This is a genomic window from Arthrobacter sp. SLBN-100 (genome assembly GCF_006715305.1).
Classification (GTDB): Bacteria; Actinomycetota; Actinomycetes; order Actinomycetales; family Micrococcaceae; genus Arthrobacter.
On record NZ_VFMY01000001.1, the window covers coordinates 3771288 to 3790857 of the forward strand.

General features: G+C 65.2%; 24 protein-coding genes and 2 pseudogenes. 21 read left to right on the forward strand and 5 right to left on the reverse strand.

Annotation, left to right across the window (positions count from 1 at the left end; genetic code table 11):
* Positions 1 to 77: 77 nt before the first annotated feature.
* The 8 genes from FBY31_RS17410 (at position 78) to FBY31_RS17445 (ending at position 9159) form a co-directional block, all read left to right on the forward strand.
* Positions 78 to 686: a PadR family transcriptional regulator gene (locus FBY31_RS17410; protein ID WP_142043608.1), complete on the forward strand. Its 609-nt coding sequence runs from the start codon at positions 78 to 80 to the stop codon at positions 684 to 686.
* Positions 683 to 1420: an ABC transporter ATP-binding protein gene (locus FBY31_RS17415; protein ID WP_142043610.1), complete on the forward strand. Its 738-nt coding sequence runs from the start codon at positions 683 to 685 to the stop codon at positions 1418 to 1420. The genes FBY31_RS17410 and FBY31_RS17415 overlap by 4 nt, the downstream gene beginning before the upstream one ends.
* Positions 1420 to 4284 carry an FtsX-like permease family protein gene (locus FBY31_RS17420; RefSeq protein ID WP_142043612.1) on the forward strand — a complete coding sequence of 955 codons (2865 nt, stop codon included), beginning with the start codon at positions 1420 to 1422 and terminating at the stop codon, positions 4282 to 4284. The genes FBY31_RS17415 and FBY31_RS17420 overlap by 1 nt, the downstream gene beginning before the upstream one ends.
* A gap of 271 nt (positions 4285 to 4555) precedes the next feature.
* Positions 4556 to 6856 (forward strand): carbon starvation CstA family protein, encoded by a 2301-nt coding sequence (locus FBY31_RS17425; protein WP_200833391.1) that lies wholly within the window; start codon positions 4556 to 4558, stop codon positions 6854 to 6856.
* Positions 6856 to 7059 carry a YbdD/YjiX family protein gene (locus FBY31_RS17430; protein WP_142043614.1) on the forward strand — a complete coding sequence of 68 codons (204 nt, stop codon included), beginning with the start codon at positions 6856 to 6858 and terminating at the stop codon, positions 7057 to 7059. Before FBY31_RS17425 ends, FBY31_RS17430 begins: the two co-directional genes overlap by 1 nt.
* A 78-nt stretch (positions 7060 to 7137) precedes the next feature.
* Complete coding sequence (locus FBY31_RS17435; RefSeq protein ID WP_142043616.1) at positions 7138 to 7767, forward strand: bacterial proteasome activator family protein; 630 nt, start codon at positions 7138 to 7140, stop codon at positions 7765 to 7767.
* Positions 7768 to 7774: 7 nt separating this feature from the next.
* A complete protein-coding gene (locus FBY31_RS17440) occupies positions 7775 to 8251 on the forward strand; it encodes a hypothetical protein (RefSeq protein WP_142043618.1) in 477 nt (158 codons plus the stop codon).
* Between the two features lie 62 nt (positions 8252 to 8313).
* Positions 8314 to 9159 carry an aldo/keto reductase gene (locus FBY31_RS17445; RefSeq protein WP_142043620.1) on the forward strand — a complete coding sequence of 282 codons (846 nt, stop codon included), beginning with the start codon at positions 8314 to 8316 and terminating at the stop codon, positions 9157 to 9159.
* 88 nt (positions 9160 to 9247) lie between these two features.
* Here the strand turns inward: FBY31_RS17445 and FBY31_RS17450 are convergent, their stop codons facing one another.
* Together FBY31_RS17450 and FBY31_RS17455 are read right to left on the reverse strand one after the other, a co-directional pair.
* A complete protein-coding gene (locus FBY31_RS17450; protein WP_142043622.1) occupies positions 9248 to 9433 on the reverse strand; it encodes a hypothetical protein in 186 nt (61 codons plus the stop codon).
* Between the two features lie 38 nt (positions 9434 to 9471).
* Entirely contained in the window at positions 9472 to 10452 is a 981-nt protein-coding gene (locus FBY31_RS17455) for a hypothetical protein (RefSeq protein ID WP_142043624.1), read from the reverse strand.
* A 152-nt stretch (positions 10453 to 10604) separates the two neighbouring features.
* On the opposite strand from FBY31_RS17455, the gene FBY31_RS17460 reads away from it, so the two are divergent.
* The 6 genes and pseudogenes from FBY31_RS17460 (at position 10605) to FBY31_RS17485 (ending at position 13884) form a co-directional block, all read left to right on the forward strand.
* Positions 10605 to 11123 carry a hypothetical protein gene (locus FBY31_RS17460; protein ID WP_142043626.1) on the forward strand — a complete coding sequence of 173 codons (519 nt, stop codon included), beginning with the start codon at positions 10605 to 10607 and terminating at the stop codon, positions 11121 to 11123.
* 29 nt (positions 11124 to 11152) lie between these two features.
* The gene (locus FBY31_RS22855) at positions 11153 to 11299 is read left to right on the forward strand and encodes a hypothetical protein (protein ID WP_160142478.1); all 147 of its coding nucleotides are present in this window, start codon (positions 11153 to 11155) and stop codon (positions 11297 to 11299) included.
* A gap of 119 nt (positions 11300 to 11418) precedes the next feature.
* Complete coding sequence (locus tag FBY31_RS17465) at positions 11419 to 12303, forward strand: hypothetical protein (RefSeq protein WP_142043628.1); 885 nt, start codon at positions 11419 to 11421, stop codon at positions 12301 to 12303.
* A 28-nt stretch (positions 12304 to 12331) separates the two neighbouring features.
* Positions 12332 to 12729: pseudogene (locus FBY31_RS23425) on the forward strand (DUF4259 domain-containing protein).
* Between the two features lie 70 nt (positions 12730 to 12799).
* A complete protein-coding gene (locus FBY31_RS17480) occupies positions 12800 to 13324 on the forward strand; it encodes a hypothetical protein (RefSeq protein WP_142043634.1) in 525 nt (174 codons plus the stop codon).
* On the forward strand, positions 13324 to 13884 hold the full coding sequence (locus tag FBY31_RS17485; protein WP_142043636.1) for an RES family NAD+ phosphorylase: 561 nt from the start codon (positions 13324 to 13326) through the stop codon (positions 13882 to 13884). Before FBY31_RS17480 ends, FBY31_RS17485 begins: the two co-directional genes overlap by 1 nt.
* 176 nt (positions 13885 to 14060) lie before the next feature.
* Here FBY31_RS17485 and FBY31_RS23430 read toward each other — a convergent pair whose 3' ends face one another.
* Complete coding sequence (locus FBY31_RS23430; protein ID WP_235013107.1) at positions 14061 to 14498, reverse strand: SOS response-associated peptidase; 438 nt, start codon at positions 14496 to 14498, stop codon at positions 14061 to 14063.
* Positions 14491 to 14646, reverse strand: a complete 156-nt coding sequence (locus tag FBY31_RS22860) for a hypothetical protein (protein ID WP_160142479.1) — start codon at positions 14644 to 14646, stop codon at positions 14491 to 14493. The genes FBY31_RS23430 and FBY31_RS22860 overlap by 8 nt, the downstream gene beginning before the upstream one ends.
* A 323-nt stretch (positions 14647 to 14969) precedes the next feature.
* Here FBY31_RS22860 and FBY31_RS17495 point away from each other — a divergent pair, with 323 nt between their 5' ends.
* The 5 genes and pseudogenes from FBY31_RS17495 (at position 14970) to FBY31_RS17515 (ending at position 17545) form a co-directional block, all read left to right on the forward strand.
* The gene (locus FBY31_RS17495) at positions 14970 to 15188 is read left to right on the forward strand and encodes a hypothetical protein (RefSeq protein WP_142043638.1); all 219 of its coding nucleotides are present in this window, start codon (positions 14970 to 14972) and stop codon (positions 15186 to 15188) included.
* Positions 15185 to 15673 carry a hypothetical protein gene (locus FBY31_RS17500; protein ID WP_142043640.1) on the forward strand — a complete coding sequence of 163 codons (489 nt, stop codon included), beginning with the start codon at positions 15185 to 15187 and terminating at the stop codon, positions 15671 to 15673. Before FBY31_RS17495 ends, FBY31_RS17500 begins: the two co-directional genes overlap by 4 nt.
* Entirely contained in the window at positions 15670 to 16257 is a 588-nt protein-coding gene (locus FBY31_RS17505) for a hypothetical protein (RefSeq protein ID WP_142043642.1), read from the forward strand. Before FBY31_RS17500 ends, FBY31_RS17505 begins: the two co-directional genes overlap by 4 nt.
* Before the next feature lie 5 nt (positions 16258 to 16262).
* Positions 16263 to 16652: a hypothetical protein gene (locus tag FBY31_RS17510; RefSeq protein WP_235013108.1), complete on the forward strand. Its 390-nt coding sequence runs from the start codon at positions 16263 to 16265 to the stop codon at positions 16650 to 16652.
* 74 nt (positions 16653 to 16726) lie between these two features.
* Positions 16727 to 17545, forward strand: a pseudogene (locus FBY31_RS17515) (PspA/IM30 family protein).
* Positions 17546 to 17784: 239 nt separating this feature from the next.
* On the opposite strand, the gene FBY31_RS17520 reads toward FBY31_RS17515, so the two are convergent.
* Positions 17785 to 18276 carry a hypothetical protein gene (locus FBY31_RS17520; protein WP_142043645.1) on the reverse strand — a complete coding sequence of 164 codons (492 nt, stop codon included), beginning with the start codon at positions 18274 to 18276 and terminating at the stop codon, positions 17785 to 17787.
* Positions 18277 to 18675: 399 nt separating this feature from the next.
* On the opposite strand from FBY31_RS17520, the gene FBY31_RS17525 reads away from it, so the two are divergent.
* Positions 18676 to 18960 (forward strand): hypothetical protein, encoded by a 285-nt coding sequence (locus FBY31_RS17525; protein WP_142043647.1) that lies wholly within the window; start codon positions 18676 to 18678, stop codon positions 18958 to 18960.
* A 143-nt stretch (positions 18961 to 19103) separates the two neighbouring features.
* On the forward strand, positions 19104 to 19565 hold the full coding sequence (locus tag FBY31_RS17530) for a hypothetical protein (RefSeq protein ID WP_142043649.1): 462 nt from the start codon (positions 19104 to 19106) through the stop codon (positions 19563 to 19565).
* The last annotated feature ends 5 nt before the right edge of the window (positions 19566 to 19570 follow it).

Sequence of the window (19570 nt, forward strand, 5' to 3'; positions counted from 1 at the left end):
TTACGATCAAGGATATACGCGGTATGCACGGGCCATTGGGGGACCGTGCAGACCAATGCACGAGCGCAAGGAGCACCATGTCCATCCGCCATAGCCTCCTCGCCCTGTTGCAGGACCAGCCGCGCTACGGCTACCAGCTGCGGGTCGAATTCGAGAACCGTACCGGGGCCACCTGGCCGTTGAATATCGGGCAGGTGTACACCACACTGGACCGGTTGGAGCGCGACGACCTGGTCACCAAGGAAGGCGACGACGGCAACGGCCACGTGGTCTACAGCATCACCGACGCCGGAAAAGCCGAGGTGGAAAACTGGTTCGCGGCTCCGGTGGAGCGGAACAACCCGCCCCGGAACGAGCTCGCCATCAAGCTGGCGCTCGCCGTCACGTTGCCGGGGGTGGATGTCCAGGCGATCATCCAGGCCCAGCGTGCAGCGTCCATGCGTGCCCTGCAGGACTACACCAAGGCACGCCGGGACACTACCGCCAATCAGCGTTCGGGGGATACTGCCTGGCTGCTGGTCCTTGATTCCCTGATCTTCCAGACCGAAGCGGAGGTCCGCTGGCTGGACCTCTGTGAGGCCAGGATGGTCCAGCAGGCGCAGTCCGCCGGAACGGGCCAGGCACGCACGACGTCCAACGGGGTCACGGAAGACGCCGCCCCGCTCAACGCGGACAGCCGCCGATGAGCGTCCAGGGGCCGCAGCAGGTCCTGGAACTTGCGAAGGTCAGCAAGACGTTCGGGGAAGGCGCGACGGCGGTCGCCGCCCTCCGCGACGTTGACCTCACGGTGGCGGCAGGTGAATTTGTTGCGGTGATGGGGCCGTCGGGGTCCGGCAAGTCCTCGCTCCTGGCGCTGGCCGGGGGACTGGACCGCCCGACGTCGGGTGGTGTCTTTGTGGAATCCACGCCCCTGGCAGGGCTGGGACTGAACGAACTTGCGCGCCTTCGCCGCCGGGCCGTGGGCTATGTCTTCCAGGACTTTAACCTCGTGCCTACCCTGACCTCCGCGGAGAATGTGGCGCTGCCGCTTGAACTGGACGGCACAGCGTGGAAAAAGGCCCGCCGGCAGGCGCTGGATGCCCTGCGGCAGGTGGGGATCCCGGAACTTGCGGATCGTTTTATGGATCAGATGTCCGGGGGCCAGCAGCAGCGGGTGGCCATAGCGCGGGCGGTGGTGGGGCAGCGGCGCCTGATCCTCGCCGACGAGCCCACGGGGGCACTCGACTCCACCACCGGCCAAGGGGTGATGGAAGTACTGCGTGCCCGGGCGGATGCCGGTGCCGCCGTGATGCTCGTGACCCACGAGGCCCGGCACGCAGCCTGGGCGGACCGGGTGGTGTTCCTGCGCGACGGCCGGGTTGTGGACCAGGCAACTGCCCTGCATGATCCTGCCGTCCTCCTGGCCCAGGCGGGGCTCTGATGCGGCTCGATCTCGCTCCGGCCGCCAAAGGACGCCGGAGCAGCTTCCGCGTGGCGCTGCGCGTAGCGCGCCGCGATATCGGGCGGCACAAAGGGCGTTCGCTGCTCATCGTCCTGCTGATCATGCTTCCGGTTGCCGGCATGACCGGCGCTGCCACCCTGTTCCAGAGCGCCCAAAGGACGCCGGCGGAAATTGTTGAGTACGAGCTGGGCGGAACGCAGGCCCGGTTCAGCGTGCTGCCCGCCCCCAATGCCGGGTCCGTCCAGGACCCGCTTAATGACGCGATGGTGGCATACAGCACCGGCGAATATGATCCCGGCTTTGTGCCTGCCGACCCGCAGGACCTGCTCCCGCCGGGTTATGAGGTCTTGCCGCTGCGGCAGCTCAACCTGACCACGGGGGTTGGGACGGCGCTGGTGTCCCTGCAGGGCAGAATCGTGGACACCCTGCATCCTGCCTTCGCCGGGAAGTTCACCCTCCTGAGGGGAAGGGCTCCACGCTCTGCCGCCGAGGCCCTGGTATCACCGGGCCTTCTTGAGCGGTTCAGCATTCAGTTAGGCGAGGAGATCACGACGTCGGCCGGCACCTTTGTGCCGGTCGGAACCATCCGGGACGCGGATGCCTCTGACCGGAACTCCGTCATTTTCCTGAAGCAGGGGCAGGTGGCCGATGAAGCCCTGAATCAAGGATCCCAATCCCCGCACTCGCTGTCCTACTACCTGGTGGGCTCCGAACCCGTGACGTGGCGGCAGATCCGGGAGGCAAACCGGCAGGGCGTCAGCGTGCTCTCCCGGAGCGTGGTGCTCAATCCGCCGTCCCTGGCGGAGCGCAGCCCGGACGGCGTCCCGCCGCCGCAACCGCCGTCGGATTCCCTGGCCGTCTACGCTATGTTCGGCCTGATCGCTGCCCTTGCGCTCCTGGAGGTGGGCCTCCTGGCCGGAGCTGCTTTCGCCGTCGGCGCTAAAAGTCAGGTCCGCGAACTGGCGCTGCTGGCAGCGTCAGGAGCCGATTCTCCTACTGTCCGCTCCGTGGTGACGTCCGGGGGACTCTGGCTCGGCAGCATTGCTGTTGTCTGGGGCGCCGCCCTGGGCCTCTGCTCTGCGGCAGCGGTGGTCCACTGGGTCCGCTCCGTTGGCTCGGCCCGCTTTCCCGGCATCCACGCAGACGTGCCGCTGACGCTGGTGGCCATGGTCCTGGGCCTGGCGTGCTGCCTGCTCGCAGCCATGGCGCCGGCAAACCATGTTGCCCGGCAGGCGGCCCTGGGCGCCCTCAAGTCCGGCCGGGCACCTGCGGGCAACGGGAAGCGGACCACCGTGGCCGGTGCCGCCCTGTTGCTGTTGGCCGGGGCGCTGCTGGCCGCAGGTTGGGTGCTGGGGGAGTCGGGTGCCGATCCCGACCGGAAGGCCGGGCAACTGCCGCTGGTTACCTCGTTGCTGATTGCCGGTGCCGTGCTGGCCGTCGTCGCGCTCGTGCTTTTGGCCGGATTCCTCGTTACCCTGCTGACAGCGAGGACGGGCACGCTGCCGCTGTCCTTGCGGATGGCTGCCCGTGATGCGGCCCGGAACCGGGGCCGGACGGTCCCGGCTGTGGCAGCCGTTCTCGCCGCCGCTACCCTGGCGAGCGCCGCCCTGGTCCTTTCGGCCAGCCAGCAGGCAGTGATGCGGGAGAACCACTCGTGGAACGCGCTGGAAAACCAGGTATTCCTGCCGCTGTCCCTGGAACAGCCCCTCCTGCCGGACGGCAGCACCCAGCCGGCGGTCCAAGCCGATCCGGCTGAACTCGCTGCCGCGGTGGAAGCTGCCCTCAGCAACGTTGCGTGGACGCAGGTGGTCACCGCACCGGCGTACATCCAAAATTGCGCCTTCGGGCCCGGCCTTGATCTGTCCGCGCCACCGAGAACTGCCACCTCCAACTGCCTGCAGTACTCACTCGCCAAGCCGGCCGGTAACGAGTGCCCGGTAACACCGCAACGAAGGGTGGTGGACCCCGATGACTGGCGTTGCCGGGGTTCCCTGGGGCAATCGCCAGGCTCCCGGCATGCAATCCTGGTGGGCGGCGCGAACGAGATCAGTGCTGTACTCGGCCGTGAGGCGGGTCCTGAAGCCCTTGCAGTGCTGGAAGCCGGCGGCATGGTGGTGACCAACCCCGTCTTCGTCCGGGAAGGCCGGGCGGTGCTCGAGGGCCAGGATGTGCGCACGCAGACCCAGGATGCGGCAGACCCTTCGCGCATGCACGAGACGGTGACCAGCAGCATGTTGCCCGCCGTGGTGGTGGAACCGGCCGAAGCCCTTCCTTACTACGGAGTCATTTCGCCGGAGACGGCCCAGCGCCTGGACCTGCGTCCGGAGGCGGCGGAACTCCTGGTACAGCTCAGCAGGTTCCCCTCGGCGGCGGAGGTGGATACGGCGTCGGGAGCCATCGCCGCCGTCTACGGGCGTCCCGACGTCGGATTCTGGGCTGAGCCCGGCATCACGCAGGGCGACTCGTGGATGACCTGGTCCATCGTGGCCATCAGCGCACTGATCACTTTCAGCGCGGCAGGCATCACCACAGGCCTTTCCCTTGCGGATGCCCGTGCGGACCACGTTACGCTCGCCGGAATTGGCGCTTCGCCCCGACTGCGGAAGAGCCTCGCGGGTTCCCAGGCGCTTTTGACGGCCGGGCTGGGGACCGTGCTCGGAAGCCTCGCGGGGACTGTGCCTGCGGCGCTCGTCGCACGGTCCACCGAGTTGCGCACCGCCGTCGAAGTTCCCTGGATACACCTCGTGGCACTCCTGGTTGCGGTACCGCTGGCCGGCGCCCTGCTGGCCTGGCTCTTCACCCGCGCCCGGCTGCCGGCATCACGGCGCGCGCTCGGCACCTGAACCTTCCGCCCGGCACCTGAACAGGGCGGCTGAAGGTAGCGCGGGTCTTTCTGATTGGCGCCGACAGGCTTACCGTGGGGTTAAGGAGCTGCCCTCCGGGCAGCCGCAAGGGACCTGCAGCACCTTCGACAGTGGCGCGGCCCGACGCTCGTCGACGAGTGCGGGCCGTTTGGCGCAGGTTGGTCCTCCAGGCGGCAAAATCCGGTCCGGTGCCAGTTCCGCGTTGGTAGGGTGCGTGTCAGCAGATGCGGAAGAATCTCAAGGAGGAGCCATGGCCGGAACGCCAGATCATCGACGAAGCGCAGCCCGGGGGGAAGGTGCGGTGGCCACCGAGACCGTCCTCCCGCCGTCGGCCCTGGACCACAACGTCCGCGAGGCCGAAGAGAAGAAGTGGACACCCGGAAAAATCGCCCTCTGGGCGGCGATTGCCCTGCTGGGCGGCGTGGCCTGGTTTATGCTCGCGATCATCCGCGGCGAAACCGTGAACGCTATCTGGTTCGTCTTTGCTTCGGTCTGTACCTACCTCATCGGTTACCGCTTCTACTCCAAGGTCATCGAGCGCTTCATCACCAGGCCGGATGACCTCCGGGCCACCCCGGCCGAGTACAAAGCAGACGGCAAGGACTACGTGCGGACGGACCGGAACGTCCTGTTCGGGCACCACTTTGCCGCCATCGCCGGCGCGGGCCCGCTGGTGGGCCCGATCCTTGCCGCCCAGATGGGTTACCTGCCCGGCACCATCTGGATCATCATCGGCGTGGTGCTTGCAGGGGCCGTGCAGGACTACCTGGTGATGTTCTTCTCGATGCGGCGCGGCGGGCGTTCGCTGGGACAGATGGCGCGCGAGGAGCTCGGAGTCATCGGCGGCACGGCGGCCCTCATCGCCACCCTGCTCATCATGGTCATCATCGTGGCAATCCTCGCCCTGGTGGTGGTCAACGCCTTGGCCGAAAGCCCCTGGGGCGTCTTCTCCGTGGGCATGACCATCCCCATCGCGCTGTTTATGGGCGTATACCTCCGGTTCCTGCGGCCCGGCAAGGTCATGGAGGTCTCGCTGATCGGGTTCGTCCTGCTGATGGCTGCCATCATCGGCGGCGGCATCGTGGCCGGCACCGCGTGGGGCGCAGACGTCTTCACGCTGGACAAGGTGACCATCGCCTGGGCGCTCATCGTTTACGGCTTCATCGCGGCGATCCTGCCCGTCTGGCTGCTCCTGGCACCCCGGGACTACCTGTCCACGTTCATGAAGATCGGCGTGATCGTGATGCTCGCGGTGGCCATCATTGTGGTCCGCCCGGAGATCACCGTTCCGGCGTTCAGCGAATTCGCCAGCAGGGAGAACGGGCCTGTGTTCCCCGGCGCGCTGTTCCCCTTCCTGTTCGTTACCATCGCGTGCGGCGCCCTGTCCGGCTTCCACGCCCTGATCTCCTCGGGCACCACACCCAAACTGGTGGAAAAGGAGCGGCAAACCCGCTACATCGGCTATGGCGGAATGCTGATGGAGTCCTTCGTGGCCATCATGGCCCTCCTGGCAGCAATCTCGATCGACCGCGGCCTGTACTTCGCCATGAACGCTCCCGCGGCCCTGACCGGGGGAACAGCCGAAACAGCCGCCACCTGGGTCAACAGCCTTGGCCTGGCCGGGGTCAACCTCAGCCCGGAGTTGCTCTCGGAGACTGCGGGGAACGTGGGCGAGGAGAGCATCGTCTCGCGTACCGGCGGTGCACCCACGCTGGCGGTGGGACTCGCGCACATCATGCAGCAGTTCATCGGCGGCACAGCCCTGATGGCCTTCTGGTACCACTTCGCCATCATGTTTGAGGCACTCTTTATCCTCACGGCAGTGGACGCGGGAACCCGCGTTGCCCGGTTCATGCTGCAGGATTCCATCGGCAACTTCGTTCCGAAGTTCAAGGAAGCTTCCTGGCGGCCCGGCGCCTGGCTCTGCACCGCGGTCATGGTGGGTGCCTGGGGCGCGGTGCTGTTGATGGGCGTCACTGATCCGCTGGGCGGCATCAACACGCTGTTCCCGCTGTTCGGTATCGCCAACCAGCTGCTGGCGGCCATAGCCCTGGCTGTCTGCCTGGCCATCGTGGCGAAGCAAGGCACGTTCAAGTACCTCTGGATCGTGGCACTGCCGCTGGCGTTCGCCGCGGTGGTCACCATCACCGCGAGCTACCAGAAGATCTTCTCGCCCACCCCGGCCGTGGGGTACTTCGCCAATAACGCCGCCTTCAGCAAAGCCCTCGCGGACGGGAAGACAGAGTTTGGTTCGGCGAAATCCGTGGCGGCCATGGAAGCGGTGGTGCGCAACACTGCCATCCAGGGCTGGCTCTCCGTGATCTTTGTGGTGCTCAGCATCATCGTGATCGCGACGGCGGTGCTCGCCACCGTCAATGCGTTCCGTAACCGGGCGCATGGGGCAGCTGTTCAGGACAACGAGGACCCCGCCAGGCCTTCGCGGGTCTTTGCCCCCGCAGGGCTCATTCCCACTCCCGCCGAGCGTGAGCTGATGGCAGAGTGGGACAAGGTCCCGGCCGAGCTGCGGTTCGAGCGGGCAGGACACCACTGATGAGCACCGGACTCGCTGCTGTCACCCGGGGCTTCCGGGGATTTGCGCGCTATCTGGGCGGCGTCCTGGGTGCGGATGCCTACACGAAGTACCTGGAGCACTACCGGGCCGCGGGCCACAGCACGCCGCCGCTGAGTGAACGGGAGTTCTGGCGGGACCGGACGGACCGCCAGGAGTCCAATCCGCAGGGCCGGTGCTGCTGATTGAGCCTGTAGCGGACAGGGCGCCAGCTCGGTTCATGGAGTGGACCTCGGGCGGATCGCTCATGAGAGTATGAACGCATGAGCGATCCGAACGACACTCAGGCACCTGAGGACCTCCCGGTAGAGGGCACCACCATCGATGATGGCCAGCCGGCACCTGCACCGGCTGGCCCGGCCAGCGAAGGCAAACCCAAGGGCAGCAACCTGCAGGACCTGGTGGATGAGCCGGCCAAGGTGATGCGGATCGGAACCATGATCAGGCAGCTCCTGGAGGAGGTGAAGTCGGCCCCGCTGGATGACGCTGCGCGGGGCAGGCTCGCCGAGATCCACGAGCGCTCCATCAAGGAGCTGGAGGACGGGCTGGCGCCCGAACTGGTGGAGGAACTGGACAGGATCAACCTGCCGTTCCCGGACGATGCCACCCCCTCGGACGCTGAACTGCGTATAGCCCAGGCCCAGCTGGTGGGTTGGCTGGAGGGGCTGTTCCACGGCATCCAGACCGCGATTGCGGCCCAGCACGCCGCCCGGGAGCACGCCGCCGCGCAGCGGCAGCTCCGCCAGCTGCCGCCGGGCACCGTGATTGCCCCCGGCGTGGTGATCGGGGAAAACGGCGAGCCGCAACGGGCCCCCGCGGGCCCCCGCCCCGGTGCTCCGGCGCGCCCCGGCCAGCCGAGTGACCCGGACCACGGTCCCGGACAGTACCTGTAGGTTGCGCTTGGGTTTTTTCAGCGCTGCCAGGCAGGGGCGCAAGGACGACGCGGAATTGGGGCAGGGGTTGTGGCGCCGTGCCCACGACCGTTTCCACCGGGGGCTGGACCGCTTCCACCAGGTCCTCGAAGGCGTGGAGGACGATCAGCTCTACGGGGAGCTGGTGGAGATCGCCAATGAACTCGCCGCGCTGCTGGAGCGCGTCAGGGCTGTCTGCATGGAAGCGCAGCGGCGGTCGCCCAGCGAAGGACTGGACATTCCGGTCGGCCTGGCAGGGGTCCACCGCGCGCTGTCCAAAGCGGGTAATTCCCTGGCCACCACCTCGGAGGCCGCAGCCATGCTTCGGCTCGCCGTTGGTCCCGTCCCGGTGGGCGCCGTGTCCGTACGCCGGCGCGCTGAAGCGGTGTTCCAGCAGGTGGCCGACGCCGAGAGGCACCTCGCGGAGGAACGCTCCAGCTCCGGCCGGGAAGATATTCCCGGTTAAGCGTGTGGCTTATCGGGGCGTATTTCTGGTCGCTGGGCCGACTGTTTTGGCAGGATAAAAGTATGACTCTTTCACCCACACTCACTTTCAATGACGGAAACCAGATCCCCCAGCTCGGCTATGGCGTCTGGCAGGTTGAGGACGGAGTGGCGGAAAAGGTTGTCCGCCAGGCCTTCGAAGCGGGCTACCGCCACATCGACACCGCCAAGATCTACGGCAACGAGGCTGGCGTTGGCCGGGCCATCGCAAGCTCCGGCCTGTCGCCGGAGCAGCTTTTTATCACCACCAAGCTGTGGAACGCGGACCAGGGTTACGAGTCCACCCTCGCCGCATTCGAGGAGTCCATGGACCGGCTGGGCCTTGAGACGCTGGACCTGTACCTGATCCACTGGATGCAGCCCAAGCAGGACAAATACGTGGACACCTGGAAGGCGCTGATCGAGCTGCAGAAGCGCGGCCGGGTCAAGTCCATCGGTGTTTCAAACTTCACGGTTGAGGGCCTGCAGCGGCTCATCGACGAAACGGGCGTTGTCCCGGCCATCCACCAGATCGAGCTGCACCCGTACTTCAGCCAGCGGGAACTGCGTGAATTTGGCGCCTTGAAGGGGATCCTGACCCAGGCCTGGTCCCCGCTGGGCCAGGGCGGCGAGCTCCTGGAGGACGCAACAGTGGCCGCCATTGCTGCCAAGCACGGCGCTACGCCTGCCCAGGTTGTTATTGCCTGGCACCTCGCCATTGGCAATGTGGTGATCCCCAAGTCCGTCACCGAGTCCCGCATCCGCGAGAACTTCGCGGCCTTGGAGGTCTCCCTGGAGGCGGACGACGTCGAGGCCATCAACGGGCTGGACCGCACCGCGAAGGGCGAAGGCCGGATCGGGGCGGACCCCGCCGTGTCCGACTTCGCGTAGTTCCAGCGGAACTTACAACCCGCGCTGCCAGGGCTTTTGCCCGGCAGCGCGGGTTGCTGCTTTAAGCCCCCTTTAGACGGGTGAAGCGTCACGCGGCGATGCGGACCGGTTGGACCTGAACAGCGTCCACCACCGCCCAGCTGTCCTCGCCGTGGCAGTGCCGGCTGGCGAAGCGCTCTGCTTCTGCCATGGTGTCAAAGACTTCGGCCCGGGCACGGCCGCAGTCGGCGTCGAAGTAGGTGACCTGAAATTCCTGTACTGGCTGATTTTCCATAAATCCAGTGTGCAGCCGGGGTCTGACATTCTTTGGAATCAGGACGGCGTGTCTGTGCTGCCCAACCGGAGGACCCTTTCCTGCGCCAGCATGGCTGCCCGCTCTGCCTTGTCCGCAGCCCGTACCGCCTGCTTTGCCTCGGCGGCAGTGGAGGCCAGGCTTTTGCGCGAGCGCTCGAGCCGGTCCTCAGCTGCTTTGAGGCGTGCCCGGAGTTCGGCCGTCTCCTGGAGGAGCTCAGCAATTTCGGTGCGTGTCTCATCCGCCTGGTCCTGCAGGTCCCGGGCCAGCCGGGCCGTCTCGGCATGCCCCGCCTCCGCTTCGGCCAGGGCGGCTTTTGCTCTCTCCAGTGCGGGCGGTGACGCTGGCCGGGGCGTCTGCCGGACTGCCTGCAGCCGCGGTTTGTCCGGCTGGGGGCGGGAGGTACCCGCCGTCGTCGTACCCGCCTTCCGTGGCTTGTCCGGTGCAGCCTTAGCAGGAGCGGGCGCTGTTCGCGGCGCCGCCGGCAATGCGGTGGCAACCGCCACGGAGCCGTCAAGGTCCACGGCGTTGACGCCATCCGCCGAGAGGGTCTTAAGCAGGCGGCCGCTTTGGACAGCGGCGGCCGCCCCCTCATCGGCGGTCAGGGCACGCAGGGTCTCCTCGACGTCGGTCGCCATGGCGTCGCTGATGGATCGGCCCTGCTGCCGGGCCACCGATCGGGCGGTGTCGACGGCGGCGGCCAGCATGGTGCGGCGCTCCCGTCCCAGCTCACGAAGTGCCGCGGCGTCCAGCGAGGCCTGCGCGTCGCGCATCCTGCTGCCGAGCTCCGTCAGCCCGGCGAGGACCTCCGGCTCGTGCAGGGCCAGCATGTTCACGGCCCAGGCGGCAACCGACGGCTTGGGCAGCCCGCGCACGGCCGTCCCCAGTTCCTTGTCCGACCCGGCGGCTTCCTTCGCCGCGGCTGTGCGGGCCGCGATAAAGTCCTCCAACGGCTTGGTATAGAGCTCGTTGGCAATCTCCGCCAGGGCCTCGTCATCCATGCACGCCATCTTAGGGGCCGGTGTGCTCCAGCCGCGGCCGGCACCTTTCCTGCCTGGTGTTCTGCCGCTGCACCATGTGCGGTCCGAATAAATGATGGTAGAAAAGTCAGCAACGGGTCGAATGGAATCGACCTTCCATATTGGGGGAAATCATGAAAGCTTCATTGCTCACGACTGCCGCACTGGCAGGGTTGCTGGCACTCTCGGGATGTGCTGCCGCACCCTCTGATTCTGCTGGTACGCCCACAGAAGGGTCCAGCACACCAGCCGCAGTGGCCGGTGCCGGCGCAGCTGAAGCGCCGTCGGCTTCTGCACCGTCCCCAGGGTCAGCAGGCGCTGCCGCACAATCGACGACCCAGGGAACTGATTCAACGGCGGGCAAGGTTCACTTCACCGGTGATTACACGCAGACGACCGAGGCCGACTCCGCCAAGATCCTTGAGCTCAACAAGCAGTGGATTTCCCCGGAGAAGGAAGCGGAACTCAAGGCAAAGCTGGACAGCGCCGGGCTTAGTTCAAACATTCCGGGGGAGATAGCGGCTGATTGGTACAGCAGCAGGGCCGGGTCATATTGCCAGGCTTACTTTGATGGGCACAATCTGAACCCGGAAGGTGTTTGGATCGAGGTCGGCAACGCCGTGCGAAGCGTCTACTGCCCGGAACTGGGATAAAGGACCCTGCAACCGCAAGGGGGGATGCCATGCCACGTGCCTTTAAGCTCGCTGTTGTCGTCGCCCTGGCGCTGGTCATGGCATCGTGCGCCGCACCGTCGATCGAGGAGCTCGGGCGCTGCGCCATCCGGGAAAAGGCCGCCAAAGGCAAAGCTCGAATCGGGGTCGGCGATTGAGATCCGTTGATTGCCCCGATGGGCCTCCGTTCTCCGACTACACGGATGAGCGGGTGGTAGTGGCGTGAGCCTCCGCCGACGGTACCTAGCCATGTTCGACCGATAGCAGGGGAGAGACTATGACGGCCTACATCGACTACATCAGCATGACCAAGAAGCAGTCCGAGGCCGCTTTCAAGGAGTACCTGGAGGAGCGCGGTCCGGCCTTGGAGCGGCTGAGGCAGGCGCTGGCGGCCGACGGGCAGGACCCGGATCTTCTCCTGGATGGCTCTGTCGAGAGCCTGGTTCCCCTGTGGGGGTGGATCCTTGCCCATCTCACGGCGTTCGACGCGCCCCCCGGCGCCACTGATCCGAACAGCGTGCCGCGGGAAGTGTGGCCGTCCTGGGCGCGGCACGAATATGAGGTGATGCACGCCCTGTCCCTGGAGTCGCTGTTCCTGCTGGACGGGCTGGTGTCCTACCTGGGCGACGTCGTGCAGCAGCACGCCCCGGAGGCGCGGTGGGAGATCGCGCACCACCGCATCAAGCGGTACCACCTCAACAAGCACCCTGTCCTGGTCAGCGGTACTGGTGAGGACCACAACTACCTCCCCGGACTGCCGAGGGTCCAGGCCTACTGCAACCTCACCGGCTTTCGCGAGTCCTCCGCTGACGCCATGGCCGAGTACGCCCGCCGCCTCATCGAGCAGCTGAACCGCGGCGACCAGCCGGATGATGAGGAGATGGCCGAGGACGAGCCGCCCGTGGAGGTTGAAGACCTGGGCGATGACGAGCTCCGCGGCCGTGAGCTTGAGGTAGCGCTGCGGGAGGACATCGTCTTTGAGCACAACCGGGTTGTGGGCCGGATGCTGAAGGCCCTCAAACAGGAGGACGGCATCGCCCGGGTTATCCGCGAGGACCGCGAGATCCTCCTTGTCGCCACACCGACCTGGAGCGCCGGGCAGCTTCAGGACTGGGTGGCACGCTATCTTCAGGACAACATCCGCGACCTGCGGCCCGCCTAAAACAGCCGGCACAACAGAAGGAGCAGACATGTGTGCATGGGGATTTCAGGCCTTTGAGAACGACGATGCCCTGGACTGGCTGGAAGAACTCAAGCCGGCGGCGCCGAGGTCATCCGCCAAGGTCTGAACGCTGCCGGGGACGGCTACATCGACGCACCTGAGGGGAATGTCGCCGTCGCGGCCGCCGAGATCACCGCGGCAGCACAGGGGAACCCGCACGGCGACCTGCCCGAGGATGTGGCAACGTGGGTGACAGCCCATGGGGCTGAGCTCACGGCTGAGGACGCGCAGCTTGCCCTCGAGGCGGTTGAATGGGTTGCCGCTGAGGAGTCCGAGCTTGCCGAGCTGTGGGACGAGGCGGACGAACCGGAGTGGAAGGAATCCCTCGACAACCTCTCCGAAAGACTCCGGGCAGCAGGGGCCTAGGAACGGTCTGGGCTGGGCAGCCACTGGGACGGATCTTCCGCCAGATTCGCCCAACAGATAGTGTTGGGGTATGGAGAAGCAACGGAAGGCCGTCGAGCAGACCGTCATCCTGCGGGGCGGAGGACGGGAGACTCCCGTCAAAATGAGGAACGGCGTCATCCTGCTCCCCAAAGGCTTCAAGGTTGCACCCCGCCGCCGCGCCTATGCCAAGACCCAGGCCGCCGGCAGGACCGCCGCCGTGAACCTCGCAGGCCTCAAGGACACACCGGATTACGGGCCGCGGGCCATGACGCAGCGGCTCGTGAACGCCCTGGGCAACAACGCCGTCGCCGCGTTGCTTGGGGTTAATAAGGACAGGCCCAGCCGGTGGGTGACCGGCCAGGACGCGCCGAACGAAGAGAACCGGGCGCAGTTGGCTGACCTGGACTCATTGGTCGGGCACCTGCACACGGCATTCACCACGGCCCAGGCCAGACTCTGGCTGGAGGGGCACAACCCCCACCTGGATGCCCGCCCCATCGACGTCTACCGGCTTGAAGGTGCAGCCCCAGTGATCGAGGCGATCCGCGCCCACGAACAAGGCGCTTTCGCCTAGTGGAGTTCTGGCGCGTACTGAACTGGCACCCGGAGGCCAAGGACCCCTCCCAGAACGGGCATCCGCTCTATATCTGGCCCCGTCAGGGCGCCGGACGGGTTGATGACCCGGACCACGAATACGTTGTGCTCTATGTGGGCGACTCTGCAGAGGGCGCCGTCGCGGAAGCGTTCGGGAGCTACCCGCGCTGGACCGACGCCATCCTGGACCCCCCGCCCGCCGCGCCGGCCGGGACGCAGAAGGTTCTCGTGAGGTACACGGGGGACCTACCCATCCTGGACCTGGATGATCCCGAGGTGCTGCAGGAATGGTCACTGCGGCCCAGCAGCGTCGTATCCCGTGACCGGGCCTCCACCCAGCAGTGGGCACGGACGATGTATGACAGCGGTGACTACGCGGGGGTTTCCTGGTGGTCCTTCTACGAGCCACGCTGGGCGAGCTTCGGGCTGTGGGACGTTTCGGGTCTTACAATGGCCGGCGTTCCGGATCCGTTGACCCTCGCCCACGATGCAGTGCAAGAAGCAGCTACGCTAATCCGGCGTGTAGTGACCTACAGCTAGGCCGGCTCCAGGGAATGCATCGGGTGGGCTGCTGAAGCACTACAACGCTCAGCCTCTGCGCATGTTCCCTGATAGAGACCACCTCGAAGACAAGATCGGCGACTGAGGCACCGGAAAACAGGAACATTGGGAAGGAACTCTATGACGGGCATGAAAACCCGGAATGAGATCTGGTACTACTCGATCTCGGCGCGGTAGTACTGATCGGAACTGTTCCGCTCATGCTGTTCGGCCTGAACTCCAGGGTGTTGGATGACATCGCACCTCTGTTTGCAGGGCTGGTTCTCAGCACCTATGTCTTCCGCTTCGGCCTGCCTTGGAAGTGGCTTAACTTCCTGTTCCTTGTATCGTTCTTTGTCGTGGGCCTTCTGCTGGGGCAGCCCGGACTCATGTGGATGGGCGGATACATTGCAGGGTCGCAGTTTGGTGTTGCCTGGCGGCTGACCCTTCGCCAAGCCCAAGGTGAAGTCTGTATGGACCGTCAACAGCCAGGGCGTCGACGGCTCCGGCAGTGAATCCAGCAGGTGCTGGATGTCGTCCTTGGCGGCCAGGTCCGGGTCAAGCCACTCAGAGAAGCGGTCACGCGGGATGATGATCGGGCTGCGGTCATGCACGTGTCCCAGCGCGTCCTGCAACCAGTGAGAGCAGCGTGTAGAGGTCCTCATCGCTGCGGTACTGTTCCTGACTCGACCGTCCGCCTAGGACCTCGAAGAGGACCCACCCGATGGGCGGCAGTCCAATGCCGAGCAGGAAAGCCGTCATCCGCGAATCTTGCATTTGTCCCCCATCTTGGTCGACCTTCAGCATATCCGTCGCCATACATGAGGGCGCCAGAGAGGGGGTCCGCAACGGCTATCAGCCCGAACCCTACGCATGCCTACTGGCAAGAACCATTCCGGGGACAGATAGGCTGACAGCATGACGTTGGGGGACGTGGCCTCGGAGCCCGCTTGTGCACATCAAATGCGGCGAGGTCGTCACGACTGCCATCGCCGGGAATTTCAGCCGCAAAGGATTCGCCGCCAAGCGAACCCCTTCACGGTGATTCCCCTCGTCGCGGGCATCCTTTGGTTGGGCCACGGGGTTTGACTATCGCACGGAGCCCGGCGGACCGCCACACCCGCTGGATCCTCTTCGGTGGCATGCCGGCCTTAGCTGTAGCGGCGCTCCTCTCGGGCGGACTGGTTGGGTTCAAGTTCGCGCTCATTGCCGCCCTGCCGTGGCTTGGGATGATCCTCCTGGAGGTCTTCCTGACAGTTGGGTTGATGGTTTTGCGGGATGCCCAGGCGGAGAGTGCAGCGTGAAAGGCCGATCGGTAAGGGTCCACCAGACGAAGGCGATCCGTGAAGCAAGCTACCCCTGGACCGGGACCACAATGTTGGTCCTGCTCGTCCTCGCCTCGATGGTCCTGATCAGTTACGGGATCGCCGGCGCCGATTTCTCTATCTGGTTACCCGTCATCGCAGGGGTCCTTTGGCTGGTGCACGCGGCCCTGGGCGCCGCTGGCCACCCCGCCTACCACTACAGCGGCCGAATCCTGTTCGGCGGGCTGGCAGCGTTGACGGTCCTGTCCTTTGGGACTCTGTTCACGTACGCCAGGTTCGTCCCGGCAGCATTGAAGGACGACTCGTTTGCCGGGGTATTTGAGGGAATGCTCGCCATTGAAGCCTTGCTGGTACTGGTTGGCCTCGTATTCGTGGAGGTCGTCCGCGTTGCGGTGACACGGACGATAAAGGATTCGCAGGCTGCAGCCGCCACCCAGCATGCAGATTCGTCCAGCAGCCCATGAAGCGCCGAGAGCTCTGGGGGACCGCCCTGATCATCGCCGCGGTTCAGTGCGCCTGGGCGTACCACGCCGTCTATGGGGCATCGCGGGCAGCCGCCCGGGAGAGCCTGCTCCTTTACATCGGCATTCCTGGACACTCCATTTCCTCCTGGTTCCTGGTTGTGGCGCTCCTGTCCGGCACTGCCGGGCTGTCGCTACTGCTCCCTGCGTTGATCGGCCGCATCCCCAGGAAAGTCCCACGGCGCATTATCGGGTGGACAACGGGCGCGGCTGCCGCTGCCGCCGTGCCGTACTCCGGCCTCATTTTTCTCTTCGCAGCCCTTGGCGCGTTCGGGATCGGTGACACGGTGAAGATCGTGGCCGAGGACGGAACCTCGGTGCTCGTGTCCCAGGATGGCTTCGACGGCGACAGTGTCGTCATCTACACAGAGCACGACGAGTTCCACTACAAGCGGGCCCGCGACGCCCCCGAGATCTCCGGAGGGCCGCGGGTGAAAGACCAGGACTGCCAGCTCACTACCGCCGGCGGCACGCTCATCTGCGGAACCACGACAGTCACAACCGATCAGCAAGAACCGGGTACGTGATGGCCATGTCGGAAGAAAGCCCTCGTTGGGCTGGAACCATCGCGTGGATACTGCTCGTCATCGCGTCGATGGTTCTGATCGGTTACGGGATATGGCGCGCCGACTGGCATATCGGGCTTCCGGCTCCGGCCGAGCAGGAAGAGGTCTGGATCGGTAGAGGCTACATCTTCACCGGCTGCGCGCTGTCCCTCGCGGCCGCCGTCTGGTCCGGCGCACGGGACAACCGGTTTTGGGTGACGGTCTGCGCCGGCCTGCCGGGGATTCTGGTGGGCTGGGCGACGATGGATTCCCCCTACGACCTGAAGCGCCACCTGGCCGCCGTCGTGGCGTTCCCGATGGCACTGGCCGGAATCGCCGAGGTCATCAGGGTGCGCGGCCGCCGGCAGCGGGAGTAGGTGGGGCCCGGTGCTGGCAGCCGTCGGTGCCGTACACATAAAATTCAAAATCCATTACCGATAGAAAGACCGTTGTGAAGCAGAGTATTTTCGCCCGCGTCGCCCAGCTCGCCAAGGCCAACATCAGCGCCCCGTTGGACTCCGCGGAAGACCCGCAGAAGATGCTGGACCAGATGGTCAGGGACTACTCGAACAACATCCGCGAAGCCGAGGCAGCCGTCGCCCAGACCATCGGCAACCTCCGCATGGCCGAAGACGAGCACGCACGCGCGGTGAACGACGCCAACACCTGGGCCAACAAAGCCATCGCCGCCTCCCTGAAAGCCGACGAGTTCCGGGCCGCCGGGAACAGCGTGGACGCCGACAAGTTCGACGCCCTCGCCAAGGTCGCTCTTCAGCGGTAGGTGTCCTCCGAATCAACCGCCAAGGCCCAAGAACCGGGCCTGGCCGCGCAGAACGAGGTCGTCGACAAGCTCAAGCGGGGTCTGGACCAGATGAAGGGCAAGCTCGGGGAGTTGACCGCCAAGCGCAACCAGCTCGTCAACCGGGGTAGGGTCGCTGCCGCCCAGTCCCAGGTCTACGACGCACTCAAATCCCTGGACGCAGGAGACCCCACCTCGGCAATCTGCCGGTACGAGGAGAACATTCGCCGCCGGGAGGCCACGGTCCGCGGCCAGCAGGAACTCGCCGCCTCATCGCTGGACGGCCAGTTCGCCTCCCTGGGAGACCTCGGAGAGCAGACCGAAGTGGAGGCACGGCTCGCGCCCTCAAGTCCATGGAGCGGAAGGCCATCGACTACTAAGGCTCACCCTCGAAGGCACCGGATCACCGGTTCGGGGCCTCGGAATGCCAATATGGATCCGCTCCACGTCCAATTCCGCCTTGACATGTGAGTGGAGATCGACGCCTACCGTAGGAGGTCCAGTCCCGAGAGGGCTCGTGAAGGATGAGCAGATCCGGTCCGGGCACGACAGCAGAGATGAGCTGCACGAGCGCGGGCTGTTTCACACCGAGTTCAGCGGAAAAGATACTCGGGGACCACTACGACCTGGCAGCCCTGCCAAACGAAGCTGACGACAGCGGGTGCTACCGCCGTCATCAGCGTCGTTTGTGCGCTAGGGGACCGATAGTGTTAGCCGAGTTCAGCGCAGATGTCCCTCTGTGTGCCGGACACCTGTTCGATGGGTTCGGTCAGTGTGAAGTCATCACTGGTGGCAGTGAACCTCACCAATCCTGTGTAGAGGATAGTGGACGGGCCGCCCGCATCGGTATCGAACAACAGGAACAGGTTTGCGCCGGAGAGGGCGAAATCGATCGTTCCCGTTTCGGTGTTCTCAGCGGTCCTTGTGACGGATCCCTTGGTGTCGAACGTGACGGTCTCGCCGGTTTCATAGTTGCCGACCGTCAAGGTTGTGCCGCGTCCTGCGACGATCGTGTAGATAATGCCGTCCTTCACACGCGTAGTGCGAACGGCCTGGTTTCCGCCGGTCGAGCTGATGGTGACATCGAAGTTGTCGCAGGCGGGATAGTGCGGAACTTTTTCCGCTGCTGAGGCTGAGGGCGGAAGGGTTATTGCCGCTGCGAGTAGGGCTGTGGGCAGTAGGCCGCGCCAAACTTTAGCCATGTGAAGTTCCTCCAGTTGTTGAGCGGTGCAATGGTGGATGGGCGCCCCGAATGGGGAGAGGGATCTTTCGCCATATGAACGGGCATGTGCCCTTTGTGCGCAGTATCAGCACAGCCTTCGCGGCTCGGATGGATTTTGGTTCCGGGCAGAGTAGCGATGCTTCAAAATTGAGGGACGGATGGGAGTACGGGATCTGACCCTAACCGCGGATACTTGCGCCGCCATTTCGTCCGGTCACCAGACCGGGGGTGTGGCAATCGTACGAGCTGACGTCTGCAGGTGGGGGAAACGGACCTACCTAACTGAGAAGGGGGGTAGGAGAGCGCCGTAAACCTGCAGCCTTTTAGACACGCCGCCAGGCTCCATCAGACTGTCAGTGCCCAGGAGCACCATGGACCTATGATGGCTCCAACTGTTGAGGCGGCGATCCACGAGCTGATGGATCTCGCCTGGAATGTTGTCTACGACCTGCTCAATAAGCGGGGCCTGCTCGGGGACGGGTTGTTCGTCGAGGAGTACACCGGGATCCATTCCTGGGTGGAAGACCTGACCCGCTACACTGTAATCCACTCCCGGGCGGTCGCGGTCTTGTTCGTGGACACCCGGCATGTGGACGCCATCGCCTTCCACCAGGACCTCCTGGGCGCCGACGACCCGAAGAGCTTCTTCAGCGTAAGCGGCTAGGGAGAACGTTCTTCAACCAAGCGGGCCCGTGTTCAAAACCTTTCCCGCAAGAATCACACAAGTATGGGTAATTCCCCTCCCATCAGGGCCGCGACGATGTGAAACTGTCCGAAGGCGGATCTCGCGGACGAATTTGGGGAATCATGGAAAAGATAGCGAAGCTCGGCGGCCCGTTGGCGCCGGTCATTCTCGGCCTTATCATGGCGACGACCGCGATCGTGTGCGGCGCAGGGATCCCCGTCGGTCCGTACTGCTCCAACGCATTCTCGCCCGAACATGAGTTGGCACAAACGGAGGACAGGCGCCAGTCCTACAACATCTTCCGGGAGACTGACTACGAGGCGGTGTGCCAGGCATCCGCCGCACAGTGGTCCGCTGTGTGGTGGGGCGTGTTCACTTTCGCTGTCGTCGTGATGTGCATCGGGTTTGTCCTGATGAGTCGAGCGCGCCAGGCTACACCAGTGCCTGCAGCCATACATACTGTCCAGGCAGGACGTGGACAAGGGGTCGTGAGCGAACTATTCCACCTCGCCCAGCTCCGGGAGCAGGGGCTGATCACGCAGAGCCAATTCGAGCAGCTAAGGGAAAACCTGATCGGCGAGTGACATCT

Coding starts and splice junctions, on each gene's coding strand:
- FBY31_RS17410 (WP_142043608.1), top strand. CDS start 78: ATGTCCATCCGCCATAGCCTCCTCGCCCTGTTGCAGGACCAGCCGCGC.
- FBY31_RS17415 (WP_142043610.1), top strand. CDS start 683: ATGAGCGTCCAGGGGCCGCAGCAGGTCCTGGAACTTGCGAAGGTCAGC.
- FBY31_RS17420 (WP_142043612.1), top strand. CDS start 1,420: ATGCGGCTCGATCTCGCTCCGGCCGCCAAAGGACGCCGGAGCAGCTTC.
- FBY31_RS17425 (WP_200833391.1), top strand. CDS start 4,556: ATGGCCGGAACGCCAGATCATCGACGAAGCGCAGCCCGGGGGGAAGGT.
- FBY31_RS17430 (WP_142043614.1), top strand. CDS start 6,856: ATGAGCACCGGACTCGCTGCTGTCACCCGGGGCTTCCGGGGATTTGCG.
- FBY31_RS17435 (WP_142043616.1), top strand. CDS start 7,138: ATGAGCGATCCGAACGACACTCAGGCACCTGAGGACCTCCCGGTAGAG.
- FBY31_RS17445 (WP_142043620.1), top strand. CDS start 8,314: ATGACTCTTTCACCCACACTCACTTTCAATGACGGAAACCAGATCCCC.
- FBY31_RS17450 (WP_142043622.1), bottom strand. CDS start 9,433: ATGGAAAATCAGCCAGTACAGGAATTTCAGGTCACCTACTTCGACGCC.
- FBY31_RS17455 (WP_142043624.1), bottom strand. CDS start 10,452: ATGGATGACGAGGCCCTGGCGGAGATTGCCAACGAGCTCTATACCAAG.
- FBY31_RS17460 (WP_142043626.1), top strand. CDS start 10,605: ATGAAAGCTTCATTGCTCACGACTGCCGCACTGGCAGGGTTGCTGGCA.
- FBY31_RS22855 (WP_160142478.1), top strand. CDS start 11,153: ATGCCACGTGCCTTTAAGCTCGCTGTTGTCGTCGCCCTGGCGCTGGTC.
- FBY31_RS17465 (WP_142043628.1), top strand. CDS start 11,419: ATGACGGCCTACATCGACTACATCAGCATGACCAAGAAGCAGTCCGAG.
- FBY31_RS17480 (WP_142043634.1), top strand. CDS start 12,800: ATGGAGAAGCAACGGAAGGCCGTCGAGCAGACCGTCATCCTGCGGGGC.
- FBY31_RS22860 (WP_160142479.1), bottom strand. CDS start 14,646: ATGACGGCTTTCCTGCTCGGCATTGGACTGCCGCCCATCGGGTGGGTC.
- FBY31_RS17505 (WP_142043642.1), top strand. CDS start 15,670: ATGAAGCGCCGAGAGCTCTGGGGGACCGCCCTGATCATCGCCGCGGTT.
- FBY31_RS17510 (WP_235013108.1), top strand. CDS start 16,263: ATGTCGGAAGAAAGCCCTCGTTGGGCTGGAACCATCGCGTGGATACTG.
- FBY31_RS17520 (WP_142043645.1), bottom strand. CDS start 18,276: ATGGCTAAAGTTTGGCGCGGCCTACTGCCCACAGCCCTACTCGCAGCG.
- FBY31_RS17525 (WP_142043647.1), top strand. CDS start 18,676: ATGATGGCTCCAACTGTTGAGGCGGCGATCCACGAGCTGATGGATCTC.
- FBY31_RS17530 (WP_142043649.1), top strand. CDS start 19,104: ATGGAAAAGATAGCGAAGCTCGGCGGCCCGTTGGCGCCGGTCATTCTC.